Here is a 26051-nt window from a genome sequence, read left to right as displayed (position 1 = left end):
CTCACGGTCACCATGATCGCCACCTTTCTGGCGGTCATGGACCAGTTCATCATCAACGTCGCACTGACCACCATCCACGACGACCTGCACGCCTCGGTGTCCCAGACGGAACTCGCCGTCAGCGGCTACGCCCTGGTCTACGGCGCCGTGCTGATCACCGGCGGCCGGCTGGGCGACCTGTACGGTTACCGGCGCTTCTTCGCCGTCGGGGTGGCGCTGTTCACCCTCGCCTCGCTGGGCTGCGGACTGGCCCCCTCGGCCGGTGTCCTGGTCGCCTTCCGGGTGGTGCAGGGAATCGGGGCGGCTCTGTTCTACCCGCAGGTTCTCTCCTTCCTGCAGACCGGCTTCGACGGGGCGGCCAAGGGCAGGGCGTTCGCGCTCTTCGGCTCCGCGGTCGGACTGGCCTCGATCAGCGGCCAGGTGCTGGGCGGACTGCTGGTCGGAGTGGACCTGTTCGGTCTGTCCTGGCGCCCGATCTTCCTCATCAACGTGCCCCTCGGCCTGCTGGCCCTGGCCGGCGCCGCCGCACTGCCGGGGCACCGGGGGACCGAGCGCCCGCTCCTCGACCTGCCGGGCGTCCTGCAGCTGACGGCCGCACTGGTCCTGCTGACCCTGCCCTTGGTGGCCGGCCCGGGATGGGGCTGGCCCTGGTGGTCGTACGTCCTGCTCCTGCTGGCGGTTCCGGCAGGTGCCGTGTTCGTGCTCTGGGAGCGGCGGCTGGCCCGCACAGGAGGCCTGCCGCTGCTCGATCCCCAGCTGTTCCGGCAGCGCGTCTTCGCCGTCGGCAACGGTCTGGCCCTCGCCTTCTTCGCCGGAAACGCGGGTCTGTTCTTCATCCTGACCCTCCATCTTCAGCAACACCTCGGTTTCTCGCCGCTGCGGAGCGGACTCGTCTTCGCGCCGCTCGCGGTGGCCTTCGTCGTCGCTTCCCTCGCCGCACCCCGCATCCGTCACCGGACCGGACTCCACGTCCTGACCCTCGCCTACGGCGTCAACCTGCTCGGCGTCCTCGCCTTCCTCGCCGTCCTCATCACGAACGGGCGGGCGGCGTGGGACGGTGTGCCCTGGGCGCCGCTGACGGCACTGACCGTCATCGGTGTGGGGCAGGGTCTGGGAGTGAGCCCGTTGATGGCCGCCGTGCTGTCCGACGTGCCGCGCCGGCACGCAGGGGCCGCGTCGGGCGTTATGGAGAGCACCGCTCAGGTGGGCGCGGCTCTGGGGACGGTCGTCGTCGGTCTCGTGTTCCAGTCCCCCCTAGGGGAGGGCGCCCCGGACTCGGCCTTCGCCCAGGCGCTGACCGCCGACGCCCTCCTCGCCACGACCGCCCTGCTTCTCATGATCCCGCTTCTGCGGCCCCAGGCCGCCCATACGGAGCGACAGCCCGCCCTCGCGGCTGCCGACCGCAACCCCTCTGGTGTCTCGACATGACTGAACCAACGACGCACACCTTCGACAAAGCCGTTCTGTTCGATCTCGACGGAGTCCTCCTGGACAGCCGAGAGGCCATGCGCAGGGCGATCCTGGGCACCGCGACGGCGGCACTGGGCAGACGGGTGGACGAGTCGCTGCTCGGGGCCGAGGCCGATCGCCTGCCACACCACGAGGTGCTCGCCCGCCTCGGCGTGCACGACCAGGAGACCGCCCTCGGAGCGGTCTGGGAAACGGCGTTCGCGGTCGCCGCTCGGGACACCCTTCCCTTCGCCGGCGCCCTGGAGGTGCTGGCGGACCTCCGGTCCAAGGGGGTCGCCATCGGCGTCGTCACCATGCAGCCCCGCGCCCGGCTGGCCTGGCTCCTGCCCGCGGAAGTCGCGGCATTCTTCCAGGTCGTGATCGGCTGGGGCGACGCCGAACCTAAGCCCTCCGGTGCGGGCATCGCCCTGGCGCTGGAGCGGCTGGGCGTCCATCCGTCACGCGCGTGCTTCATCGGCGACAGCCCCAGCGACATCGCCGCAGCGAGGGCGGCCGGGGTCATCCCCATCGGGGCATCCTGGGGCTACACCGGGGCCGCCCTCGCCGAACACCGTCCCGCCCGCCTGCTCGACGCGCTCTCCCAGGTGCCGAAGGCTGTGGCGGACGTCCTGGCCTGACGCATCACGCGCAGCGCTCACCCCACGCTGCTGTCTGAGAAAACGCTTCTTCTCCGACCCCTGTCGGCTCCCCCTACCCCTACCCCTACCCGAGGAGATGTTTCCCGTGCCCGACTCGATCGGTGAATCGCCACTTGTCCTGGTCAACGGTGAGGGGCAGTACTCGCTGTGGGCGAGCCACCTGGCCGTACCGTCAGGATGGCGCGTCGCGCACCTGGAGTCGAGCCACCGGGACTGCATGGCCTTCATCGAGCAAAGCTGGACCGACATCCGGCCCAGGAGCCTGGCCGGTGCCGCCGGCGACGGAACGGACCCCGCGGACACCGGGTCGGGTGTGCACACGCTCTTCGCCGAACAGACGGCGAGGACGCCGGACGCGGCGGCACTGGTCTGGCGGGACCAGGAGATCAGCTATCGCGAAGTCCACGAGAGGTCCGGCAAGCTGGCCCGCCTCCTGGTCGGCCGGGGAATCGGCCACGGCGACTTCGTGGCCCTGTGTGTCGAGCGGTCGCCGCTGGCAATCATCTCCCTGCTCGGCATCCTGAAGGCCGGCGCGGCATACGTGCCGCTCGACCCCGAGTATCCGGTGGAGCGGCTGCGGTATGTGCTGGCCGACACCGGCTCCCGCCTCCTGCTGACCCAGCAGACGCTGGGCCACCTCTTCGGCGACCACGAGGGGGAGATCCTCTGGCTGGACCGGGAGGAGACACACATCGACGGCCTGCCCGTCGCGCCGGACGCCGACGCCACCGCAGCGGGCGCCGCATACGTCATTCACACCTCCGGATCTACCGGAAAGCCCAAGGGGGTGCTGGTGACGCACCGCTCACTCGCACACCACGCCTCCTCGGTGAACCGGATCTTCCAGCTCGCCCCGGGCGATCGGGTCCTGCAGTGCCGTTCGCTCAGTTTCGACGCCGCCGCCGAGGAGATCTTCCCGCCGCTCCTGCACGGCGCGACCCTCGTCCTCGGCGAGGACCCGCTGCGCCAGACGTTCCGCGCCCTGACCCAGCAGGTCATCGACACCAAGACGACGTTCCTCAGCATCCCGACCGCGTTCTGGCACAGCTGGGTCCTGGAAGAGGACTGCCTGGTCCGGCTGGCATCGGAATCGTCGCTCCGAATCGTCATCGTCGCGGGGGAGAAGGCGGAGCGGCGCGCCCTGGACACCTGGAACAGGTGCGTGGGCGCCGGCATCCGTTGGTGCAATGTGTACGGCCCTACCGAGGGAACCATCACCTCAACCCTCTTCGAGCCGGGGTCCGACTGGGACGGCGGCGACGCCTCTTCCGTGCCCATCGGACACCCCATCGAGAACGTGCGGGCCCATGTGCTGGACGACGCCATGCGCCCCGTCGACGCAGGCACCGTCGGTGAGCTGTACATCGGCGGCGACGGCGTGGCCGTCGGCTATCTGAACAAGCCCGCGATGACCGCGGAGAAGTTCCTCGCCGACCCCTTCTCCGGCATACCCGGTCAGCGTCTGTACCGCACAGGCGACCTGGTCCGCTCGGCGGCGGACGGCCGCCTCGAGTTCGTCCGCCGCCGCGACCACCAGATCAAGCTCCGCGGCTACCGCATCGAACTCGGCGAGGTCGAACTCGCGGTGAGCGACCATCCGGACATCCGGGGCTGCGTCGCCCTGGTCGACGAGACCGACCCCGAGGACAAGAGGCTGGTGTGCCACGTCGTCACGCGCGACGGAGCCGGCGTGCCCGGCGGCGAGCTGATGGCCCACGTCCGGCGCCACCTGCCCTGGTACATGGTCCCCGCGGCCATCCACGTCATCGACGCCTTCCCGATGACCCCCAACGGCAAGATCGACCGGACCGCCCTGGGCGCTCTCCGGCCGGGCGCAGCCCCGAAGCCCGGTCACATCGCACCGCGTACGTCGGTCGAGGCGGCCCTGGCGGCCATCTGGGAGGAGGTTCTGGACCAGCGCGACATCAGTGTCGACGCCGACTTCTTCCAAGTCGGCGGGCACTCCCTGCTGGCGGCCACGCTCATCTCCCGGATGCGCTCCAGGCTCGGCGTGGCCGTCCCCGCTAGGGTCCTATTCGCTTCCCCGACGATCGAGGGGCTGGCGGCTGCGGTGGTACAGCTGAAGTCCGAAGCGGTGACGCATGCTTCATGACACGGCTGGCCGGCCCCCGCGCACCACGGGTCCCCTGAGCCCGCGCCCGCTTCCGGACAGCCGGTGGATTCGCAGGCTCCGCTCCGCGCCCTCGGCGCGCCTGCGGCTGGTGTGCCTGCCGCACGCCGGCGGCTCCGCCGGATTCTTCCGGGACTGGAGCGAGAGCCTGGCACCCGATGTCGACCTGTGGGCGATCCAGTATCCGGGGCGCGAGAACCGGATCAGCGAGCCGTTCGTCGGCGAGATGCACGCACTGGCCCGCAGCGTCGCGGACGAACTGCGCCCGTATGCCGACACGCCGACCGTGCTTTTCGGACACAGCATGGGCGCGGCGCTCGGCTTCGAGGTCGCCCGCCGCCTCACCGAGCCCGGGGAACCGCACCTCCTGCGCCACCTCGTGGCCTCGGGGTGCGCCGCCCCGCACCGCCTGCGCCCCTTCGCGGGCCACGAGGGGGCCCACCTGCTGGACGACGACCGGCTCGTGGCCATGCTCGGACCTCTGGGTGCCGGCGGCACGCACCTGCTGGACGACCCGGACATGCGCGAGGTCCTGCTGCCGCCGGTCCGCAACGACTACCGGCTCATCCAGTCCTACACCGGGCGCCGCGATCCGGTCCTGCCGATCGGCATCACCGCCTTCACGGGGCGCGAGGACGAGGCTGTCCGTGCCGACGACCTGCACGCCTGGGCCCAAGTGACCGACGGCCGCTGCACGGTCCGGTCCTTCCCCGGCGGCCACTTCTACCTTGCGGAACACCGGGACGAGGTCCTCGGCGCGGTCAACGACGTGCTGAACGGCCTGGACTGACGACACCCCCTGCCGCTCCACTCGGAGCACCTTGGAAAACCGGAGCACCCACATGTCCATCGACCTGTCCGACCCCCTTCTCTACCGGGACTCCGTCCCGGAGCCGCTCTGGGCGCGGCTGCGCGCCGAGCACCCCGTGTACCGCAACCAGCGGCAGAATGGCGAGTACTTCTGGGCTGTGATGACCCACCGCCTGTGCACCGAGATGCTCACCGACCCCAAGGTGTTCAGCTCGGAGAACGGAATGCGGCTGGACTCCGATCCGCGGGTCCTGGCCGCGGCCGCCGGCAAGATGCTCAACGTCACCGATCCACCCCGGCACGACAAGATCCGGAAGGTCGTCAGCTCGGCTTTCACTCCGAGGATGGTCGACCGGCTCGAGAGCAACATGCGCACGACCGCCACCCGCGCGATCGACGAGGCCATCGCCGATGGCGGCTGCGAATTCACACGCGTCGCGCAGAAGCTCCCGGTCTCCGTCATCTGCGACATGCTCGGAGTTCCGCCCGAGGACTGGGACTTCATGGTCGACCGCACCCGCTTCGCCTGGAGCTCCACGGCGCTCGACGAGGCGGACGAGACCAGGAAGGTACAGGCCCACACGGAGATCCTCTGCTACTTCCAGGAGCTGGCCGAGCTGCGGCGCAAGGATCCGCAGGATGATCTCATGAGCGCGCTCGTATGCGGCGAGATCGACGGTGTGCCGCTGACCGACCAGGAGATCTTCTACAACTGCGACGCCCTGGTGTCCGGTGGCAACGAGACGACGCGGCACGCGACCGTGGGCGGACTGCTGGCCCTGATCGAGAACCCGGACCAGTGGCACAGGATGCGGACGGACCCGGCCGTGATGCCGTCGGCGATCCAGGAGATCGTCCGCTACACCTCGCCGGTCATGCACGCCCTCCGCACGGCCCGGGAGGATGCCGAACTCGGCGGGCAGCATATCCGCGCCGGTGACCACGTCGTCGCGTGGCTGCCGTCGGCCAACCGCGACGAAGAGGTGTTCACCGAGCCCGAGCGCTTCCTCATCGACCGCTCGCCGAACCGGCACCTGAGCTTCCTCCAGGGGAACCACTACTGCATCGGCTCAGCACTCGCCAAGCTGGAACTCACCGTGATGTTCGAGGAACTCGTGCGGCGGGTCGAGGTCGCGGAGAAGACCGGTCCCGTACGCAGACTGCGCTCGAACCTGCTGTGGGGCTTCGACTCGCTGCCCGTGAAGCTCGTCCCGCGGGCATGAGCATGCCGCAGCCGACCCCGACACCCTGAAAGAAAGCCAGAGGCACATCCGATGAACACAGCTCGCCTCGTGGAGCGCTCCGAGCTCCTCCCGGACGCCGTGCACACGGTGGAACGCTACGAGGAGCAGTACGGCACCCGCTTCCGTCAACTGATCTACTTCGACCGGCAGGCACTGAAGTCCCTGCACGCCCCGGGCGTCCTGCCGGAAATCGTGCGCGTCGCGTCCGACGCCCGTCCGGACGTGGTCGAGCACATGGCCACGGTCACGTCCGTGGCCAACCTGCCCGACCAGCGGCATGCCGACCGCAACCGCTACCTGCGGGCCCTGCTCGACATCTACGCCATGCTCCCGGTCCAGGCGGCCGACGCCGCGTCCGTCCCCGGGGTGACCGTGCTGGCACCGGAGCGCGAGGGACGCATCCTGGCGGAACTGCTCGGCGTCCTGCCGCACGACCGCTGCTGGGCACGGCAGGCCAAGCGCATGCCCGTGGACGGCGGCCTCCTCGTCGGTGTGGACGAACAGCTTCCCGCCGCGGCCAACCGTCTGGTGATCGTCGACGGCGTCGTGGCCAGCGGGGTGACCCTCATGGCGATGATGCAGCTGGCGGCGGCTCCCGGAGCGGTGGTCGACGTCTTCACTTGCCACGCGACCGAGGAGGGAGCCCTCGCCCTGGCCCGGTACGCGCAAGCGCTGGGCCTCTCGCTCACCCTCCACGTCGGCCATGTCTCCGGCATGCTCAACGGCAAGTACTACTCGGTGGATCCCGGCGCCCCGGCGACCCTGCTCCTCGGCGACATCGGCGACACCATCAGCCCGGTCGCGCAGGACGTCCCGGCCCAGGGGGCACCGGCGTGAGCGGCCCCCTGGGCACCCCGGCGTACGACGAATCCCGCCGGGCAACACAGACAGCCGGACCGGACGCCGAGCGGCTCCCGCTCGCCGCCTCCCTGCCCCCGCAGCCCGGCACGACCCCCGACCGGCTGCGCCGGCAGATCGAGTTCGTCATGGAGGCGGACCGGCTCAAGGACGTGTTCCGTCGCAGCCCGCTGCTGGCCGCGGACCGCAGGGAGAACGACGCCGAACATTCCTGGCACCTGGCCCTGCTGACCCTCGTCCTCGCCGAGTACGCCGACGAACCCCTCGATGTGGGCCGGGTGCTCGCCCTGGTCGTTGTCCACGACCTCGTGGAGATCTACGCCGGGGACACCTTCGTGTACGACACGGAGGCCGTCGTGGACCAGGAGGCGAGGGAGCAGCGCGCCGCCGAGAGGCTCTTCTGCCTCCTGCCCGCGGACCAGAGCACCCTCTTCCGGAGCCTCTGGGACGAGTTCGAGGCCCGGGTCACCCCCGAGGCACGGTTCGCCAAGGCCATGGACCGGCTCCAGCCGCTGCTGCTCAACTACGGCAACCGGGGGGGCACATGGCGAACCCGGGGAGTCACGGTGGACGATGTCCTCGACCGCAAGTCCCTTATCAAGGACGCGTCCGGGGAGCTGTGGCGGTACGCGCAGTCCCTGATCCACGCGGGAGCCGCCCACGGCTGGGTCCCGCCGTCCGCCTCCGGCACCTGACCCACGTCCAGCGACCAGAAAGACCCATGCGAGCCACCGTCATCCACGCACCCGGCGACATACGGGTGGAGAACGTCCCCGACCCCGTCCCGCTTCAGCCGACCGACGCGGTGATCCGTACCCTGGCCACCTGCGTGTGCGGCTCCGACCTTTGGGAGTACCGGGGCATCCGCCCCATCGGCCGACCGCATCCGATCGGCCACGAGTACGTCGGAGTCGTCGAGGAGACCGGCAGCGCGGTGCGGACACTCACCCCGGGCCAGTTCGTGATCGGTTCGTTCTTCGCCTCGGACAACACCTGCGAGAACTGCCGCAACGGATTCCAGACCTCCTGCCCCCGGCGTGAGTTCATCGACGGGTGCCAGGCCGAATACGTCCGGATCCCCTGGGCCGACGGCACCCTGGTAACCCTGGACGGCCCGCCGGCCGAGGAGCGCCTCCCCAGCCTGCTCGCCCTCTCCGACGTGGCGGGCACCGGCTGGTACGCGGCCGTGGCGGGCGGTGTCGTCCCCGGTGCTACGGTGGCGGTCGTCGGCGACGGGGCGGTCGGTCTGTCGGCCGTGCTCGCCGCCCGGGAGCTGGGCGCCGGACGGATCATCGTGATGAGCCGGCGCACCCCCCGGCGGAAGCTGGCGCTAGAGTTCGGGGCCACCGACATCGTCACCGATCGCGGCGACGAGGCTGTACGTCACGTCAGGGAGCTCACCAGGGGAATCGGCGCTGACTCGGTGCTGGAGTGCGTCGGCACTCCCGAGTCGGTACGGCAGGCCCTGCACTGCGCTCGCCCCGGCGGTGCGGTCGGCATGGTCGGAGTTCCGCACGGGGTGCGGGTCGACGGCCGGGAGCTGTTCGACGCGCAGGTGGCCCTCCGAGGCGGCCCGGCCCCCGTCCGCCGTTTCCTGCCCGACCTGATCGCATCGGTCCTCGACGGCCGTATCGACCCCGGCCGGGTCTTCGACCTCACCCTCCCCCTCGACCAGGCCGCCGAGGGCTACCGCGCCATGGACGAACGCCGCGCAATCAAGGCGTTGCTGCGTCCCTGATGCCAAGCGTCCAGGAGACTGGACGCCCGTGGAGCGTCACTTCCGCGACGGACACACCGAGACCTGGTGGGCCGCCGACGCCCGCCTGGGCGGCTACGGCCCCGACTCACCCTGCCGACTGGTGGTGGCCACCACCGACCCAGCCGGCCTGCCGGAGAAGGCCACCTGGTACCTGGCCACCAACCTGTCCCACCCCGACGCCCCCCACGCCACCACCAGCCCCCACCCGCCGGCCGACCTCGCCGAGATCGTCCGCCTCTACGGCCTGCGGCCGTGGATCGAGCAAAGCTACAAGCAGATCAAGGACGAACTCGGCTGGGCCGACTTCCAAGTCCGCTCCGACCGCGCCATCCGCCGCCACCAGACCCTGGTCAACTGCGCCTTCTCCTTCTGCTGGGACCAATGGTTCGCCCCACCCGGACCCCTGGATGCCACCGCGCCGGACCCCTGCCCCCACGAGGCGCCAGAGAGGGGGACCGGCACCGTCCCACCAGCCCCAATATCCCTGCTGGCCCAGGGCGTTACGAGCCATCCGTTCCTGGCTCACACCCGCCGTCACCCTCAACCGATGGTGGCAAGCGTGGACGGACACGGACCCACCCTCCGAGCTCCAGGCCCTGATCGACGCGGTCACCACCGGACACGGCATTGACCTATACCGCCGGATTTAACGAACTACCACTACGGCTACCTGGTCGCCTGTACGCTGGCCGCTCTCGTGCTCGGCGGCCCAGGGCTTGACACCCCTCCGTAGTTCTCACGTGTTCGCGGGGTTTCCCGGTCTCATGTGTGCCGAATCCGTTCTGGTGGGCAGTCCTTCGACGCGCAACGGGCCGCCGGTGCGATCCATCGCCGTGGGGCAATGTCAGTTACAGAGACGTCGCAGGAACTCGTCCTCGTCCAGGACTTCGATGTCCTGACCGGCCTCCAATAGTGCCTGGGCCTTCTTGGTCTTGCCGCTCAGCGTGTCGCCCGGCTTGAGCTGGGTCTGGGAGGCGGAGACGAGGATGGTGGTCTTCTTGGTGACATTCTCCGTCGGCTGCCCACCGACCTCGGCGATCTTGCCAAATGCCTCGTCCCTGGTCATGGAGGTCAGCTTCCCGGTCAGGCAGACCACCGCCCCGTACAGTGCACCTTCCGGGTCGGCGTCGGGATTGGCTCCGGGCAGAGGGGTGCGCGAGCCCTTGCCGTGGCCGCGGTAGTGGCTCCCCAGCCACTCACGCGTCGGCGTCATCCACCCCCACCGGATCTGGTGGGCATCGAGCAGACTGTCGAGTGACTCCGCCTCGGCCGTTCGTAGGGCAGCGAGCATGACCTCAGCCGCAGCAGCGGCGTCCGCGCCTGCGTCATGGTGGTCGGCGAAAGCGATCCCGGCGGCGTCCGCACAGTAAGGGAGGCTGTAGGAGAGCAGTTTCCAGGTGCGTCGGGCTACGACCTGCGAACAGGTGTAACGCAGTTCGGGCCACGCCATACTCTCGGCGTCGCAGGCGGCACGTATGACACTCATGTCGAAGCCCGCGTTGTGGGCCACCAGCGGGAGTCCGTCAGCGAACGCTACGACGTCGGCGAGGGCCGCTGCCCAAACCGGGGCGGTCGCCACGTCGGCGGATGTGATCCCGTGAATAGCCACATTGAACGGGTTGAAGTTCCCCAGGCTGGAGGGCGGCTGGATCAACGTGCCCCAGCTGTCGGCTATGCGGCCTTCAACGACCTTTGTCATACCGAAGGCACAGGGGCTTCCCCTGTGTTCGTTCGCGGTCTCGAAGTCGATGGCCACCCATGAAGAAGACATGGCGTCAGATTCCTGGCAGATCGATCTCAGGTCAAGGCCGTGATGTCGAAGCGCAGTTCGGTCTGCTGCATGTCCGACTGTCCGCTCACGCAAACGGCCCCGGACGAAGGGTCTGAGGCCGAACAGAGTGCCTCCTCGGGGGAGAAATCCCAGTTCAGCGACGTAATGCGTTGTGCCCCTGGCAGGATTCGAACCTGCGGCACCCGCTTCAGGAGTTTTCTCTGGGCGAGGCCCTGACCTGTGGAAACGTCGGCTGTAGGGTGCCTGGCCTGGAAAAACATCCCTCCGTAGTTCTCGCGTGTTCACGGGGTTTCCCGGCCTCATGTGTGCTGGATCCGTTCTGGCGGTGGGTTCGCCCGCAAGGCGGCCGCCGGTCAGGATGTGCCCTCGCGGGCGGCTAACGCAGCACGTCAACGAGGGCTTCGCACAGGGCTTTGGCGTCAACAAGGGCACGGCGGCACAAGGTGTCGGTGAGTACGAGGCGCTGCCCGATCCGGGCGGGTGAGCCAGGCACCTTTGCCAGAAACTTCTCGTCCACCGACGAGGCGACCTACCGGGCGAACCTCGAGACCCTGGTGGCCGGCATCCGGGACCGGGGCGGCGAACCGGTGCTCGTGACCCCCATCGTGCGCCGCTGGTTCAACGCCGACGGCACCCTGAACAACAACACCGCCCTGCTGGTCAACGGCCTCGGCGTCGACCACCCGGCGGTGATCCGCTCGGTCGCCGCCGCCGGGAACGTCCCGCTGATCGACCTCACGGCGAAGACCAAGGCGCTGGTGGAGTCCCTCGGAGTCGAGGGCTCCAAGGCGCTCTACCTCTACAACGAGAAGCGGGACAACACGCACACCTCCGAACACGGTGCCACCGTCTACGCGGGAGTGGTCCGCGACGAACTCCTCGCCCAGCATCTGGTGCCTGAGGGCAGGGTGCGGGTGGGATGAACTCCTGGGGCGCCCCGACCGGAACCGGGGCGTCCCAGGACCGCCGGATCCCGGGCGCCGAAGGCCCGCCAGGAAGGAAAGCCACCCCGTGATCGAACTGCCCGCCGACGACCGCTCCGCGAGCCCGTACACCGGCTACACCCGCGCCCACTGGGAAGCCGCCGCCGACGCCCTGCTCGCCGCCGTCGAGCCCTACGCCACCGCCGACCGCGCCCTCTACCACCTCCCCGGCGACCATGTGAGCCACGCGGGCCACCTCTCCGACGGCCTGGAGGGATACGCCCGGACCCTCCTGCTGGCCGCCTTCCGCCGGGACGAGACCGCGCTCGGCCGCTACGCCGAGGGCCTCGCGGCCGGTCCCGGCGGCGTCTGGCCGCAGGTCGCCGACCGCAGCCAGCCGCTGGTCGAGGCCGCCTCGATCGCCCTCGCCCTGCGGCTGACCCGCCCCCTGTTGTGGGACCGCCTGGACGAGTCCGTGCGCGAGCGGACGGCGGCCTGGCTCACGGACGCGCTCACCGCCGAACCCTGGCCCTGCAACTGGGAGTTGTTCCCGGTGACCGTCGGCGGCTTCCTCGCGGAGATCGGCCACGAACCCGAGGCGTCCCGCAAGGCGATCGACCGCGGTCTGGAGCGCATCGAGGACTGGTACGTCGGCGACGGCTGGTACACCGACGGCGACGGCCGCAAGTACGACTACTACAACGGCTGGGCCATGCACCTGTATCCGGTGCTGCACGCCTGGCTGGCCGACGACCCCGAGCTGCTGGAGCTGTACGGCGGCCGCCTCGAACGCCATCTCGCCGACTACGCCCGCCTGTTCGGCGGCGACGGCGCACCCCTGCACCAGGGCCGCTCGCTGACGTACCGGTTCGCGACCGCGGCCCCGCTGTGTCTGGGCGCGCTCACGGGCCGTACGCCCCTTGCGGCGGGCGAGACACGGCGGCTGGCCTCCGGAGCTCTGAAGTACTTCCTGGACCGAGGTGCCGTGGACGCCGACGGTCTGCTGACGCTCGGCTGGCACGGCCCGGACGAGTCCGTCCTGCAGACCTACTCGGGCCCAGCTTCACCGTACTGGGCGAGCAAGGGCTTCCTCGGGCTCCTGCTGCCTCCCGACCACGAAGTGTGGACGGCGGTCGAGGAACCGGGCCCGGCGGAACGGGCGGACGCGGTCTGGTCGATCGCGGGCCCCAACTGGCTTCTGCAGTCAACCCGTTCGGACGGTGTGGTCCGCCTCCACAACCACGGCAGCGAGGACATCCGCTACGACCCGTACTACACGCGGTTCGCGTACTCCACGGTCACACGGCCCCTCGGGTCCCCGCCCGACAACATCGTCATGGTCGGCGGCGACCCGATCCGCACGGGAATCGTGCCACTGGGTGTGGGGGAGGACTGGGCGGCTTCCCGGTACGCGGTGGGCTCCGGGGCGGAGGTGACCAGCCTCGTCGTCGCCGACGGCGCGGTGGAGGTCCGGGCCCATCTGGTGGCGGGGGCGGACCCCGGCACCGAGGTGCATGTCACCGGATGGGTGCCGTGGGAGGACGAGCAGGCCGAACTCGTCCCGGTCCACGGCCTGTCGGACGGGTTCGCCCTCTCCGGCGTGACGGGTGACGTTCCCACCTTGTTCGTAGCCCTCGCCCGCCTCACCGCGGAACCTGACCCCCTGCCCCTCCGGGACCTGGCGGCCGTGGAGGTGCGGGGGGACTACGACCTGACCGTTCGCTGGGCGGTCTCGGGCGAGGTCAGGAACTTCCGGTTCAGGGCTTCGGGCGGGGGAGCCGCGGGGGCATCGTGGGTGGTGAGCTCCTGCTGATCTTCATGGCGCAGGACTACGACGAGGAAGGCGAGCTGCACCCGTATCTGCTACCGGCGATACACCAACTGACACGGCGGCTGAGCGGGAGTGGTGCCGTCCACCACTTGATCAGCAAGACCCGCCTGGATCAGGCGATAATGATCACTAGCCGCCTGTGCGTATTACTTGGGGAGGTCTTGTGAGTCCGAGTCCGCGCGAAGTGTTTCTCCGGCTTGTTCATGGGGTCGCCGACGGGAACTCCGACGAGTTGCCTGACCTGTATGGCGAGGTCACCGATGTCCGGCATCCGATGGCGACGCCGGAGTCCGAGCCGTTGACGAGTCGGCGTGCGCTCCAGGAGCACTTCACGGTGCCGCCAGAAGTTCGGGAGTCCTTGCCGAAGAGGCGGGTCGTCGATGTCGTCGTTCACGAGACCGCCGATCCTGAAGTGATCGTCGCCGAGTTCGCCTATGAGTTCACGTTGCCGGACGACTCCATGGCCAAGGTGCCCTGCGTCTTCGTCATGCGTGTCCGGGACGGTCAGATCATCGAGTCACGCGACTACATCGACCCGATCCGTACGTACACGGCACGCGGGGACCTTGACCGCCTCATCGCGTCGTTGCGGAAGGATGTTCACTGACCTCTTCAAGGTGGTCGGATGGATGCGCTACCTGGACCTCCAGCGTGGAGCGTTCTTCATCACCCGGTGGGAGGGACGCGAGTACACCCGAAGCGACCTCGCAAAGCGCATCGGCTGCGCTGTCGACTTCCTGCTCTGACCGGCAAACAGCTCAGGTAGCCATCGGGGCGGACCCCACCCGCGAGGTAGGGCGACGCCTGGAAGGGCAGGTCCAGGAAGCCGGTTCCCGAGTGATCGATCGGAGTCCGCCCCGCGAGGCTAGCCACGGTTCGAGTCATAGCCCCACCGGGCTCGGCCGAACTGGACGCCCTCTAAGAAGAGAACGCCAATCCGCCCACCAGTGTCGGCCACCTCGTCCCGACGTGCACCGGGCCCAAGTTGAACGCGTTCAAAAAGAAGGGCTACGCTGATGTCGAGCGAAGCCGAGGGGGTTCGATGAAGGTAGTGCTGCCCGGGGGAACCGGACAGGTGGGCACGATTCTCGACCGTGCGCTGACGGCGGCCGGCCACGAGGTCACGGTAGTGACCCGACGTCCCGTGCGGGCGCACCACATCGGATGGGACGGGGCCACGCTCGGCCGCTGGGCCGCGGCGATCGACGGCTGCGATGTAGTGATCAACCTGGCCGGGCGCAGCGTCTCCTGCCGTTACACCGCCGAGAACCTGCAAGCCATGATGGACTCCCGGGTGGATTCGGCGCGGGTGGTCGGCGAGGCGATCGCCGCCGCCGCGCGGCCACCGCGCGTCTGGCTGCAGATGAGTACGGCGACGGTCTACGCCCACCGCTTCGACGCGGCACACGACGAGGCGACCGGAGTGATCGGAGGCTCGGAGGCCGGGGTGCCGGACTACTGGGCGTACAGCGTCGAGATCGCGCAGAACTGGGAGCGAGCGCAGGCCGAGGCGCCGACTCCCGCGACCCGTAAGGTGGCGCTGCGCTCGGCGATGGTCATGAGCCCGGATCGGGGCGGTGTGTTCGACGTACTGTCGCGGCTGGCGCGACTCGGGCTGGGCGGTCCGGTGGCCGGCGGGGCGCAGTACGTCTCCTGGATCCATGACGAGGACTTCGTGCGAGCGGTGGAGTTCCTGATCGCCCGGGACGACCTCGAGGGGCCGGTGAACCTCGCCTCGCCCGGCCCCCTTCCGCACCGCGACTTCATGCGGGCGCTGCGCATGGCCTGGGGCGTCCCGGTGGGGCTGCCGGCGACGCGCTGGATGGCCGAACTGGGGGCTTTCGCGCTGCGCTCGGACACGGAGCTGCTGCTCAAGAGCCGTCGGGTGGTGCCGGGCCGGCTGCGCGCAGCCGGGTTCACTTTCGCGAATCCCGAATGGGGGAGCGCCGCTGCGTCCCTCGTACAGCGGGCCAGACTGGTTCGTGCGGCATCGAGGGGGGCCCGTGAATCGAGTCCGTTGTGTGGACGACCACAAGAAGCGGACCAGGGCCTACTGCTCGACAAAGCCAGTGAGTAGCGGGAGTACGAGCGCAGCCTTCCCGGCCAGGGTGGAGGCCGCGGTGCAACCATCGGTGCCGGTGGGGAGTCTGTTCGTCGTTGCGCATCGCGTGATCAAGCGGGTGGCCCGCTGGGGCACGGGGATGCGGGCCATCGATTTCGTTCGCGGGCGCCGTCGGGCGTTTGCGTTTGTGCAGGGGGTTTTCGTGCGTCTCTCAGTCCGTCTCGCCGTGGCAGCGGCCGTAGCGGCTTCTCTGACCGGCAGTCTGATGGCAGTCTCGGCCGACCGTGCCGTCGCCGCTCCGTCCAGGCTGACGGACGACTTCAACGGCGACGGATACCGGGACCTGGCCATCGGCATGCCCGGCAAGACGATCAACGGCAAGGCAGGCGCCGGTGCTGTTCTCCTCACCTTCGGCTCCGCCCACGGCCTGACCGGCAAGCGCGTCTACATCACCCAGAACTCGCCCAACATCCCCGGCACGGCCGGGTATCAGGACTTCTTCGGCAGCAGCCTCGCCAGCGGCGATGTGGACCGCGACGGGTACGCCGACCTGCTGGTCGGCAGCGAAGGAGACAGCACCGCCGGCACGTCGGGAAACGGCTCGGTGACCGTTCTGTGGGGCGGCACCTCCCCGTTCCGCAGCGGCCTGACCCTGCCGTCGGGACCGTCGTATCCCTCCCGCCTGTTCGGTGCCGACATCGCCGTGGGTGACTTCACCGGCGACTCCGCCCCGGACATCGCCGTCAGCGACCAGACATCACTGCGGCTGTACTCCGGCACGTTCACCCACACCAAAGCCCCAGCCGGGACTGACATGACCGACCCCGATCTCACCGGAAGCTGGAACCTCGCAGCCGGCGACTTCACCGGCGACGGCAAGGACGAACTGGCCGTCGTCCAGCAGAAGACCACCCTCGTCTACGGCCAGAACCCCGGCACCACCGACGCCGACTCCTTCACCGTCCAGGCCCGGCTCGCCGGCGGAGACCGCGTGGCGGCCGGAGACCTCAACGGCGACGGCCGCGACGACCTCGCCATCAGCCTGTACGACCCCCGCCTCCACCCCAATGGCCTGGCCGACCCCAGCCACGGCGCCGGCTACGTCACCGTCCGCTACGGCGATCCCGACATCGACGGCGGCCTCGCCCCCTCAGGCCACGTCTACCACCAGAACACCGCCGGCGTTCCCGGCTCCAACGAGAGCGACGACAACTTCGGCGCGGCCCTGTCCATCGCCGACATCACCGGCGACCACCGCGCCGAACTGGCCATCGGCGTACCCTACGAGTCCTTCGGCCGGGCCAACAGGGCCGGTGACGTACTGGTGCTGCGCGGAAGTGCCCGCGGGCTGACCACCACCGGAGCGGCACGCTACTCACAGGACACCCCCGGTATCCCCGGCAGCGCCGAGAACAACGACGTCTTCGGCTCCCAGGTCCGCCTCGCCGACTTCAACCGCGACGGCAAAGCCGATCTCGCTGTCTCCGCCCCCGAGGAAGACCCGTACCACAACGAGGGCAGCGGCGCCCTCTGGCAGCTGCGCGGCACCAGCAGCGGACCGAGCACCAGCAACGCCAGCGTCTTCGGCCCCACGGATTACGACGTCGCACCCGGCTCCGGCATCGGCACCACCCTCCTCGACTGACCCCCCACACGACCGAATCGAGCGACAACACCCGCCCTGCCCACCGTGCCTCGGCGGGCGGCGCGGGTGGGGGTTTCACCGGCTTGCCGTCCACCGCAGTGATCGGGCTCCGTGTCCCGCGCGGAGTACTCGCAGGCGAGCCGGTCCGCGCATGGTCCGGCGGCAGCAGGGTGAGCAAATTCCGGACGATGCAGGGGTTTTCCAGGCCCCTGCCGTCCCGCGCGATCCCCGGTGGGTCGTCGCCATCGACGCCGCCTCCCGCCGCATCGAGCAGATCGCGAGATCGTGCGCCTCAGCGACGCGCAGAACGCTGTTGAGAGGGAGCCTGTTCGACCTGGGTGCGGGCATCCCGGTGCCCGATTCCTTCTGGCCGACGGTAGAGGGGCGACGGCCGGTGGTGCTCTGCGGACCGCTGCGCGGCGAGCCCACTACCGAGAACCTGGACAACGCCAAGCGGGCCGGAACGCTGAGAGACATCGCCACCCGCACCCTGATCACCTGATCCCGCCGCGCCGGCCGTGCCGGGGCCAGCTACGCGGACCCGGGCCTGGCCACAGGGATCTCCCGCCAGGCTGCACGCAAGCGGTGGCCCGACGCCGTCGGTCCCCAGTGGACCCTGTACACCCTCACCGGCAAAAGCCACCCGCACGGCATGACCACCCAGGTGTACCGGAGCAGCGACAAGGCGGTCGAGGCCGGCCGTACCGCCGTGGACGAAGGCGCGCCCGACGGCCGCGGGCGCGGTACCGGTGAGGCCGGGCCCCGTCCCGCATGGGGAGGAGCAGCCCGGCCTCGTGTCGTTGCGGGCGAACGGCCGCCGCCTGCCCGGAAGGGCGAGACGCCCGATGTCGCCCGCGGCTCGCCCAGTGACCGGGTCCGGTCAGCCGGCGAACGTGCCGGTGGTCTCGGCCTTCCAGGCACCGCCCCTGACCTTGTAGACGGTGAGCTGCTTGTTGGTGGCGTCGCCGTACTCGTCGAAGGAGACCTTGCCCATGACCCCCTCAAAGGAGACCTTCTGCAGGGCCTCGGTGACCTTGGCGCGGGCATCGGAGGGCAGCTTTCCGTCCTTGGCCACGGCCTTCACCGCCTGGATGATCGCCCAGGCGGAGTCGTAGGAGAAGCCGCCGTAGGCTCCGTACGCCTCCTTGTACCCGGCCGCCTTGTAGTCCGCGATGAACTTCTTCGCGGAGGGCAGGCCCTCGACGGGCGCACCGACCGAGGTGGCCAGGTCGCCGTTGCCGCGCGGGCCGGTGAGCTTGAGGTACTCGTCGCTGTAGATCGCGTCGCCGCCGATGAGCGGGATCGCGGCGCCCGCCTTCTTGACCTGTGCGCTGAGCGGGCCGGCCGCCGGGTACTCACCGCCGTAGTAGACGACGTCCGCACCCGAGTTCTTGATCTTGGTGGCGATGACCGAGAAGTCCTTGGCGTCGGGGTTGACGTGGTCGTTGCCGACCACCGTGCCGCCGAGCTTCTTGAAGTGGGCGGAGAAGGTCGCGGCCAGGCCGGCGCCGTAGGTCTTCTTGTCGTCGACGACGAAGACCTTCTTCTTCTTGGCGGTGTTGTACAGGTACTCGGCGGCGTACGGCCCCTGGATGGCGTCCGTGGTCGCGGTGCGGAAGTACGTCTTGAACGGCCGGACCTTCTCCCCCGTGTCCCACTTGTCACCCTGGGTGAGGGCGGGGTTGGTGTTCACCGAGACCTCGGACACCTGGGCGGTGTCGAAGACCTTCTGCATGGACTGGGCCACGGAGGAGTTCAGCGGGCCGACGACGCCGAGCACGCTCTTGTCGGCGACGAGCTTGGTGGCGTTCTGCTGGCCTGAAGACGGCTGGGCCTGGTCGTCGAGCGCCACGACCTTGAAGGTGACGCCCGGCACCTCCTTGCTCTTGTTGGCCTGGTTGACGGCGAGGTCGACCGAGTTCTTCATGCCGATGCCGAGAGCCGACAGGTCTCCGGTCAGAGGGGCATCGAAACCGATGGTGACGACCGTGGAACCGCCGGAGGTGTCGTCGGCTGATCCTGCGTCACGGGAACCGCACGCCGTGAGCGAGAGTGCTCCAGCGGCGAACGCGGCGGTGACAGCTATGAGAGAACGCTTGCGCACGATCGGTCCTTTCCCTTCGAGGCGCATGCCGCATTGCCGGGGTCCTCCGGCGCAGCGGCTGGCGTGACCTTAGATGCCGTCCGCCGAAACCAGCAGAAGGGACGGACCGATGTGATTCTCTTGTTATGGGCTGGTCAGGCGGAGGGCTCCGCTACCCGAGCCCGACGACGGTCGCAGCACGGTACTGGAGCAGGGCGACCGGGGTGTCGATGGCGGCCTGGCGATGACTGTGGCGCCGCGGCGGTCGGCGCGGCTGCCGCCCGGCCAAAGTCCCCACCGTGGGCTGCCCCGCATCGACGGCCTGTTCACGCACGCCCCGGCCGAAGCATGGCAGAGGATCTCGCGCGGCGACGGCGCGAAAGGCCCTCGCGCCTACCAATGGGCAGCAGTCCGGCTGTCGGCCGTCGCCGAGTTCGACTGTCAGGGCGAGGTCCCCCACCGCATGCGGCGGGCACTGGCCGGCCCGGTGCAGCAGCAGGCCCGACGAGATCGCCTACGGGCTGGCGCCGGTGTAGGTCAGCACGTCGTGGTCGGAGAGGGGGGGAGGCTGGCTCCTTTGGCGGGTATGGGGACTAACTCCACGAGATCGGTGGTCAGTTCCTGCTGGTCCGGCCGTCCTTGTACACGGTGAAGTAGTCGGAACGACCCAGGTCGAGTCTGAACACCGTGCCGTACCGGCTGCGGATGGCAGCGACCGTGCCGGATTCCGGTTCCCTCAGACACCGGATCACAGGCGGGTCGCTCGCCCGGCACTTGTCCGGTTCCGTGACCATCAGGTAAGAGCGGTTCCGGTCGCGTACGGGGTCCCAGGACAGGGTGTGGGAGGCGCTGGATAGCTGGGGTACTTCTGCCTCCTGTCTTTCACGCTGCCGGTAGTAGTGGATGGTCTGCCCGTCAGAGCTGTGGTTGAAGGGGATGCCGGATCCGGTCCGGTCGCCTGCGGTGAGGATGCCGTCGAGGGCGGAGACGAAGTGTTTCCGGTCGGCACCGTAGTAGGCGGTCACCGACAGAGAGCATTTGATCTTGTACTGGTCGTGGCCGTTGGAATCGATCCACTGCCTTGCTGTCCCGCCGAAGCATTCATCGCGCACGACGACCAGGCCGAGGGTGAGCGGGGTCCGCTCGGCGTATGCCCGCACGACGTCCCGGAGAAGTTTCTCCTCTGCCTGCCGGGCCTTGGCTGCCCCGCTGCTCCCGGCAAGCTTGCGAACGGTCTTCGGGCTTGTGGCTCGGTCCTGGGGCGAGCAAGCCGAGGCCGCCAGTACCAGGACGGCGAAGAATGAGCCCCAGATCGTCCTGGTTCGTGGATGACGCCGCACTACTGGTGCTCCTTCCACCACGTCCGGTCAATACCACTGTCCGCCCTCCGGGCTGGGGAGTACATGAGTATCCGTACTCAGAAGACTCGGTGAGCTCGGGGGAGCTGGTCGTCGCCGCCCCGGCGGTGACGTGTCGTGCGTCGTGCAGATGTCATGCCCGTGGGTGGCCGCCAGGCCGCGAATTTGCCGAACTCGTTTCCCATTCCCGGGGGCACCCACCAGAATCCGGGGCATGACTTCCAAGATCCGGCACGTGACGATCGACTGCGCCGACGCCTACGCCCTCGGCAGCTTCTGGGCCCAGGCCCTGGGCCAGACCCTGCACGAGGACGACAACCCGGGGGATCCGGAGGCTCTGATCGAGGCCGCCGGCCTCCTCTTCGTGACCGTGCCGGAACCCAAGACCGTCAAGAATCGCGTCCACTTGGACCTCCAGCCGCAGGACCGCACCCGTGACGAGGAGGTCGAGCGGCTGCTCGCCCTCGGTGCCACCCTGGTCGACGACCACCGCAAGCCCGACGGCACCGGCTGGGCGCTCCTCGCCGACCCCGAGGGCAACGAGTTCTGCGTGGAGCGCAGCGAGGCCGAGCGCGGGGCGTAGGACTTGGGGTGGCGGGGCGGAGGACCTGGACGTCGGCCGGTGTGCACAGTTCGGCCGGGGCCGAAACGTTCCGCCCCTAGCGTGGGCGTATGACCGCAGAGACCGCAGCGCCTGCCGTGACATCCTTCGCCGGACTCCACCACCGCCCCGGCGAGCCCCTGCTCCTGCCCAACGCCTGGGACCACGCCTCGGCCGCCGTCCTCGCGGCCCGCGGGTTCTCCGCGATCGGCACGACCAGTCTCGCCGTGGCGGCGGCCGTCGGACTGCCCGACGGCCAGGCCGCGACGCGAGAACAGACCCTGCGCCTCGCCCTCACCCTCGGCTCGGAGCCCTATCTGCTCTCCGTCGACGCCGAGGACGGATTCTCCGACGATCCCGGCGAAGTCGCCGAGCTGGCAAACCAGTTGTGGGCCGTCGGAGCCGTCGGCATCAACCTGGAGGACGGGCTCGGGCCGACCGCCCGGCACGCCGCGAAGATCGCCGCGGTGAAGGCCGCCGTGCCCGGCCTGTTCGTCAACGCCCGCACGGACACGTACTGGCTGGGCGATGGCGACGGCGACGGCAACGGGGTCGAGACGGACACCTTGCGCCGCCTCGACGCGTACCAACAGGCGGGCGCCGACGGGGTGTTCGTGCCCGGTCTGACCGACCCGGGCCGGATCGCGGACGTCGTCCGCCGCGTCGACGCCCCGCTCAACGTTCTCTACTCGCCCGCCGGACCCACCGTGCCCCAGCTCGCCGACCTCGGCGTTCGCCGCGTCAGCCTCGGCTCGCTGCTCTACCGGCGGGCGCTGGGCGCCGCCCTGGATGCGGTGGCCGACATCGCGTCCGGGCGCGTACCGGGCGGTACGACACCGTCCTACGACGAGGTGCGCGCACTGGAGAGGAGTATGTCGGCGAGGGCGTCGGCGAACTCCACGGGGTGATCCAGGGTGCCGAGATGCCCGCCCGGGAACTCCACCAAGCGGCTGCCGAGTCGGGTGGCAAGCAACTCTGCCGTATCGCTGAGGAGTTGGCCGCGCGAGTCGGCGCCGACTCCGAGGGTGAGGCGGTGTTCCGGGGTGGTGGGGGAGGGGACGTAGGTGCTGAACGGGCGTAGGACGTGGGTGAGGAAGACGCCCATCGGGGTTGCGTCAGCACCCTCGGCGGGCAACCGTCCGGGACCTTCCAGCGCGCCGATCAGCTCCTCCCGCCGCTCCCGGCCGTCCGGCAGCACCGTCACACACGGCGGCTCGTGCGCCACCACGTGCGCCAGGCGCCGCGGGTGCCGGGCGAGCAGGTCGAGGACGGCGATGCCGCCGGAGCTGGTCCCGAACACGTAGGCCTGCTCGTCCGGGGGCAGGACTGCCTCCAGCACCCGGTGCGCCCCCTCGCTCCAGTCCGCCGGGCGCTGGTCCGGGACCGGCAGGCCGAGGCGGCCGTGGGCGAGGCCCAGCGGGTCGTACGTCACCACGGTGAAGCGCTGCGCCAGCCGATCGGTGAGCGGGCCGAGCCCCATGGGGTGCCCGGCACCGCCCGGCACGACCAGGAGGACGGGACCGCTGCCCGTGACGTCGTAGGACAGGGGCCAAGTCATCGTTCCTCTTCTCCGTTCCTCTTCTCCCGGGGCCAGTGCGTGAGGGCGAGGTGCAGGGCATCGACCGCCTTGTCCCAGGAGGCCTGGACGTCCCGGGCCGCGCCGAAGCCGCCCGCGGACTCCAGGGCGCAGTAGCCGTGGAAGGTGCTGCGCAGCAGACGTACCGCGTCCGTCAGATCCGGCTCGTCCAGGCCGTAGGCGCGGAGCATGCCGTAGGTGATCTCGGCCGTGCGGCGCATCGCGGGGGAGTCGGCGATCAGGGCCTGGTCGATGCGGATCTGGGTGGCCGCGTACCGGCCCGGGTGGTCGAGCGCGTACGCCCGGTACGCGCCCGCGAACGCGGCCAAGGCGTCCTTCCCGGCCCGGCCCGCCACGGCCACCGCGATCCGGTCGATCAGCTCGCCGCCCGCGTGCAGGGCGAGACGGGTGCGCAGGTCGTTCAGGTTGCGGACGTGCGAGTACAGACTCGCGTCCTTCACCCCGAAGTGCCGGGCCAGCGCGGACAGGCTGACACTCTCGAAGCCCACCTCGTCGGCGAGGTCGGCGGCGGCCGCGACCAGCCGGTCGACGGTGAGTCCCGCACGGGCCATCGGACACCTCCTCCTTGGTCACCTAGGGAGAATCCTAGGGTATCTAGGTTCAGGGTGTCACTCAGGCGCTGCAGCGCCTGCCGGTGGCGGCGGCCAACTGCACGTCCTCCGCCCTCACGCGCAGCGCATGGCGGGACGTGTCCTCGCCTCGGGCCGGGTCCGGGTCCCAGAGCCAGACGGTGTCACCGCTCGCCTGGAAGACGAGAACCGGGTGGGTCGTCGGTACCGGACCGTTGATGACGGGAATCCTCGGATTGAGCGGCTCGACGCAGACGAGTTCGCCCCGGATGCCGAAGTACGCGGCCGGGTAGCGCTTCCCGGCGGTGGCGTCCGCGATCGCTCTGTCGGCGGCCTGGTCCACACCGGTCAGCGCCTCGATCGCCACGGACAGGACCGCGACCAGCACCATCAACGGCAGGACCCATCGGACGAGCCCGCTCCTCCCCGTCTGGAGGTTGAAGTGACGGGCCCAGCCGCCCATCGCGACCAGCACCAGCGAACACGCCACGGCCAGCCCGAGCGGCCGCAGCGCCACGGCGTACTGCCAGTAGAAGGCCACATGCACCGAGTCGGCCGGGATCCCGAAGCGCTCCTCCAGGTACAGGGAGTGCAGATACGACCCGGCCCACGGCAGCACGAACGGCAACGGGGCCGCGAGTACGGGCAGGAACCACTGCATGTTGCGGCTGAACCAGGACTCGCTCAGGGCGTACCACAGGCCGAAGACCGTGAAGCCGATGAGCAGCGTGAGGAGGAACCCGGCGAACTGTCTGGACAGTCCCGCCGGCTGCGAGTCCCCCCAGATGAACCCGATGGCGGTCAGGCTCCAGACCAGGGCCACGCCGATCCCGAGCCGGACGAGCCACGGCCGGGGCTCGTTGGCGGACACCCACGTGCCCACCGGCCAGCACATACCGAGCGGCCAGGCCAGCGCCAGGAACCGCCAGGGTGTGGCCGACGCCCCAAGGACGATGCCGCACGCGAGACTGACGAGTACGACCACACCGATGACGGCGAACTGCAGCGCCTTACGGTGTCGATCCGTCGATCCGTCGCGGGGCCGGGGACCGATCGCCCGACGGATGTCGTGCGCATCGGGGTCGAACGGTGCGCCGCCGAGATTGCGCCCGCTCAACTCGGCCAGTGCGCGGTCGCGTTGCTCTTCGGTGTACTCGCCGCGCAGATGCAGCGTATGGCGTACGTCCCACCCGCCGACGGCTATCCAGTGCTCGGCGAGCCACCGCAGAGCGGGGCTCGCGCCGTCCGGCACCTTGTGATGGACGTGGTACGTCGTGTTCGGCTCGGCGGGCTTGGGACGTACGAGCTTGGCCTCGCGTACCCAGACGTCCAGCTTCCGCCGGGCGGCGAGTGTCGTCACCTGCTCGCAGGCCATCGACCTGGCGGTCAGGCGGGAGCCCCGGAGCGGGACTTCGACGATCAGCGCGGAGTATCCGTCGTCCGCGCTGACCGCGTCGCCGTCCCGCGCCGGGCGTACCCGCCAGCCCTGAGCGGCGAACACGCTTTCCGCCAGCTCCAGTTCGTCACGGTCGTCGCGTACTTCGACGACCAGACGCACCCGACGGTTGAAGGGTTCCGGCCTCACCCGCGGTCGCGGGCGGCGAACGCCACGAACTCCGTCCAGGTGGCCGGGGTGAGGGCGAGCTGGGGGCCGGTGGTGTTCTTGGAGTCGCGGACGTGGATGGTGGTGGGGGCGGCGGCCACTTCGATGCAGTCACCAGAGCTGTCGCCGCTGTAGCTGCTCTTGAACCAGGTAAGTTCCGTGGTGCTCATAGCGCTCCTCGCATCCGCTCCAACAGGCTCCGGGTGTCCTGCGGGGGCAGAGCCTGTGAGCGAAGTTTCGCATACCGCATGTGGAGCACACTGATCGTGTTCGGCTTGACGATGAACTGGCCGTTTTCCTGCCCCTCGGAGTAGGCGAACCACTCGTTCTCGGCGGACTCCAGCAGTTGGACGGGGCCGTTCAGGCCGGCGTGGAACCCGCGGGACATCGGCATCACCTGGAACTCCACGTTGCGCGGTTCTGTCGCCTCCAGGATGTGCTCGATCTGCTCGCGCATGACGTCCGCCCCGCCGGTGAGCCGCTGGAGCACATGCTCTTCGACGATGAAGCTGAACAACGTGTTGGGGCGGTCCTTGAGCAGCGACTGACGCTCCAGTCGGGCCGACACCTGGGCCTCGATCTCCGAGTCGCTGAACATCGGGATTCGCTCATTGAACAGCGTCCGCGCGTATGCCTCTGTCTGCATCAGCCCCGGAACAAACCGGTTCTCCCACGTGTACAGACTGATCCCCTGCTCCTCCAGCTCCGCCCACTGCCGGAACCACGAAGCCAGCCCCTTCTCCCTCGTCGCATGCTTGTACACCCCCTTCAACACGCCGAACGCGTCCAGGACTTCCTCCGCCCGCTCCACGAACACCCGGGGCGGAAACCTCCTCCCCTGCTCGATCGAGGCGACGGTCCCCGGCTGGTACCGGACCAGCGGCGCGTACTGCTCCTGCGTGTAACCCGCCCGCCTGCGAAAGGCCTTGTGTGCCGCGCCGAACGCCTTCAGGCTGTCGGACGGTTCGGGCTCGTCGGTGGTCTGCTCGATGCTGATGGTGCTGTCGGTCATGTCGACCAAGGGTCACGGACCGTCACGGCCACTGTCCAGAGCGTGAACTCGTACAGCGTGGAGCG

General features: G+C 69.6%; 24 protein-coding genes and 2 pseudogenes. 18 read left to right on the top strand and 8 right to left on the bottom strand.

The window, feature by feature from the left end; all coding sequences use genetic code 11:
- Positions 1-12 precede the first annotated feature (12 nt).
- The 9 genes and pseudogenes from ACWC5O_RS22950 to ACWC5O_RS22910 form a co-directional block, all read left to right on the top strand.
- Positions 13-1428: an MFS transporter gene (locus ACWC5O_RS22950; protein ID WP_450587793.1), complete on the top strand. Its 1416-nt coding sequence runs from the start codon at positions 13-15 to the stop codon at positions 1426-1428.
- The gene (locus ACWC5O_RS22945; RefSeq protein WP_450587795.1) at positions 1425-2087 is read left to right on the top strand and encodes an HAD family hydrolase; all 663 of its coding nucleotides are present in this window, start codon (positions 1425-1427) and stop codon (positions 2085-2087) included. The genes ACWC5O_RS22950 and ACWC5O_RS22945 overlap by 4 nt, the downstream gene beginning before the upstream one ends.
- 97 nt (positions 2088-2184) lie before the next feature.
- Entirely contained in the window at positions 2185-4221 is a 2037-nt protein-coding gene (locus ACWC5O_RS22940; protein WP_450587797.1) for an amino acid adenylation domain-containing protein, read from the top strand.
- Positions 4222-4330: 109 nt separating this feature from the next.
- Complete coding sequence (locus ACWC5O_RS22935) at positions 4331-5029, top strand: thioesterase II family protein (protein WP_450587798.1); 699 nt, start codon at positions 4331-4333, stop codon at positions 5027-5029.
- A 52-nt stretch (positions 5030-5081) separates the two neighbouring features.
- Entirely contained in the window at positions 5082-6272 is a 1191-nt protein-coding gene (locus ACWC5O_RS22930) for a cytochrome P450 (RefSeq protein ID WP_450587800.1), read from the top strand.
- Positions 6273-6323: 51 nt separating this feature from the next.
- On the top strand, positions 6324-7130 hold the full coding sequence (locus ACWC5O_RS22925) for a hypothetical protein (protein WP_450587802.1): 807 nt from the start codon (positions 6324-6326) through the stop codon (positions 7128-7130).
- On the top strand, positions 7127-7846 hold the full coding sequence (locus tag ACWC5O_RS22920; RefSeq protein WP_450587804.1) for an HD domain-containing protein: 720 nt from the start codon (positions 7127-7129) through the stop codon (positions 7844-7846). The genes ACWC5O_RS22925 and ACWC5O_RS22920 overlap by 4 nt, the downstream gene beginning before the upstream one ends.
- Before the next feature lie 26 nt (positions 7847-7872).
- Positions 7873-8889: a zinc-dependent alcohol dehydrogenase family protein gene (locus tag ACWC5O_RS22915; protein ID WP_450587805.1), complete on the top strand. Its 1017-nt coding sequence runs from the start codon at positions 7873-7875 to the stop codon at positions 8887-8889.
- A pseudogene (locus ACWC5O_RS22910) lies at positions 8888-9541 on the top strand (IS701 family transposase); the annotation flags it as partial. The gene ACWC5O_RS22915 and the pseudogene ACWC5O_RS22910, both read left to right, overlap by 2 nt.
- A 213-nt stretch (positions 9542-9754) precedes the next feature.
- On the opposite strand, the gene ACWC5O_RS22905 reads toward ACWC5O_RS22910, so the two are convergent.
- Entirely contained in the window at positions 9755-10666 is a 912-nt protein-coding gene (locus ACWC5O_RS22905; RefSeq protein ID WP_450587807.1) for an exonuclease domain-containing protein, read from the bottom strand.
- Positions 10667-11199: 533 nt separating this feature from the next.
- On the opposite strand from ACWC5O_RS22905, the pseudogene ACWC5O_RS22900 reads away from it, so the two are divergent.
- The 7 genes and pseudogenes from ACWC5O_RS22900 to ACWC5O_RS22870 all read left to right on the top strand — a co-directional run.
- Positions 11200-11625 (top strand): annotated as a pseudogene (locus ACWC5O_RS22900) (carbohydrate esterase); the annotation flags it as partial.
- 91 nt (positions 11626-11716) lie between these two features.
- Positions 11717-13438, top strand: coding sequence for a DUF2264 domain-containing protein (locus ACWC5O_RS22895; RefSeq protein WP_450587965.1), 1722 nt, complete (start codon positions 11717-11719; stop codon positions 13436-13438).
- Between the two features lie 181 nt (positions 13439-13619).
- The gene (locus ACWC5O_RS22890; RefSeq protein ID WP_450587809.1) at positions 13620-14063 is read left to right on the top strand and encodes a nuclear transport factor 2 family protein; all 444 of its coding nucleotides are present in this window, start codon (positions 13620-13622) and stop codon (positions 14061-14063) included.
- The gene (locus tag ACWC5O_RS22885; RefSeq protein WP_450587811.1) at positions 14053-14202 is read left to right on the top strand and encodes a hypothetical protein; all 150 of its coding nucleotides are present in this window, start codon (positions 14053-14055) and stop codon (positions 14200-14202) included. The genes ACWC5O_RS22890 and ACWC5O_RS22885 overlap by 11 nt, the downstream gene beginning before the upstream one ends.
- Before the next feature lie 296 nt (positions 14203-14498).
- Entirely contained in the window at positions 14499-15533 is a 1035-nt protein-coding gene (locus ACWC5O_RS22880) for an epimerase (protein ID WP_450587812.1), read from the top strand.
- Between the two features lie 187 nt (positions 15534-15720).
- Positions 15721-17163: an FG-GAP-like repeat-containing protein gene (locus ACWC5O_RS22875; protein ID WP_450587814.1), complete on the top strand. Its 1443-nt coding sequence runs from the start codon at positions 15721-15723 to the stop codon at positions 17161-17163.
- A gap of 151 nt (positions 17164-17314) precedes the next feature.
- Complete coding sequence (locus ACWC5O_RS22870; RefSeq protein WP_450587815.1) at positions 17315-17665, top strand: hypothetical protein; 351 nt, start codon at positions 17315-17317, stop codon at positions 17663-17665.
- 378 nt (positions 17666-18043) lie between these two features.
- Here ACWC5O_RS22870 and ACWC5O_RS22865 read toward each other — a convergent pair whose 3' ends face one another.
- Positions 18044-19267, bottom strand: coding sequence for a branched-chain amino acid ABC transporter substrate-binding protein (locus ACWC5O_RS22865; RefSeq protein ID WP_450587817.1), 1224 nt, complete (start codon positions 19265-19267; stop codon positions 18044-18046).
- Between the two features lie 593 nt (positions 19268-19860).
- Positions 19861-20406, bottom strand: coding sequence for a hypothetical protein (locus tag ACWC5O_RS22860; protein ID WP_450587819.1), 546 nt, complete (start codon positions 20404-20406; stop codon positions 19861-19863).
- Positions 20407-20818: 412 nt separating this feature from the next.
- Here ACWC5O_RS22860 and ACWC5O_RS22855 point away from each other — a divergent pair, with 412 nt between their 5' ends.
- Positions 20819-21187 (top strand): VOC family protein, encoded by a 369-nt coding sequence (locus ACWC5O_RS22855; protein ID WP_450587820.1) that lies wholly within the window; start codon positions 20819-20821, stop codon positions 21185-21187.
- Positions 21188-21276: 89 nt separating this feature from the next.
- On the top strand, positions 21277-22113 hold the full coding sequence (locus ACWC5O_RS22850; RefSeq protein WP_450587821.1) for an isocitrate lyase/PEP mutase family protein: 837 nt from the start codon (positions 21277-21279) through the stop codon (positions 22111-22113).
- On the opposite strand, the gene ACWC5O_RS22845 is transcribed toward ACWC5O_RS22850, so the two are convergent.
- The 5 genes from ACWC5O_RS22845 to ACWC5O_RS22825 all read right to left on the bottom strand — a co-directional run bounded on the left by ACWC5O_RS22845 (position 22047) and on the right by ACWC5O_RS22825 (position 25986).
- On the bottom strand, positions 22047-22763 hold the full coding sequence (locus tag ACWC5O_RS22845; RefSeq protein ID WP_450587823.1) for an alpha/beta fold hydrolase: 717 nt from the start codon (positions 22761-22763) through the stop codon (positions 22047-22049). The two genes, ACWC5O_RS22850 and ACWC5O_RS22845, sit on opposite strands and share 67 nt — an antisense overlap.
- Positions 22760-23353: a TetR-like C-terminal domain-containing protein gene (locus ACWC5O_RS22840; protein WP_450587825.1), complete on the bottom strand. Its 594-nt coding sequence runs from the start codon at positions 23351-23353 to the stop codon at positions 22760-22762. Before ACWC5O_RS22840 ends, ACWC5O_RS22845 begins: the two co-directional genes overlap by 4 nt.
- 61 nt (positions 23354-23414) lie before the next feature.
- A complete protein-coding gene (locus tag ACWC5O_RS22835) occupies positions 23415-24929 on the bottom strand; it encodes a hypothetical protein (RefSeq protein ID WP_450587827.1) in 1515 nt (504 codons plus the stop codon).
- A gap of 23 nt (positions 24930-24952) precedes the next feature.
- Positions 24953-25144 (bottom strand): DUF397 domain-containing protein, encoded by a 192-nt coding sequence (locus tag ACWC5O_RS22830; RefSeq protein ID WP_450587828.1) that lies wholly within the window; start codon positions 25142-25144, stop codon positions 24953-24955.
- On the bottom strand, positions 25141-25986 hold the full coding sequence (locus ACWC5O_RS22825; RefSeq protein ID WP_450587830.1) for a helix-turn-helix domain-containing protein: 846 nt from the start codon (positions 25984-25986) through the stop codon (positions 25141-25143). Before ACWC5O_RS22825 ends, ACWC5O_RS22830 begins: the two co-directional genes overlap by 4 nt.
- Between the last annotated feature and the right edge of the window lie 65 nt (positions 25987-26051).

The sequence above is a fragment of the Streptomyces sp. NPDC001450 genome, assembly GCF_053597295.1.
The sequence above is the reverse complement of the archived record's forward strand: the minus strand, read 5'-3'. Positions and strand labels throughout refer to the sequence as shown.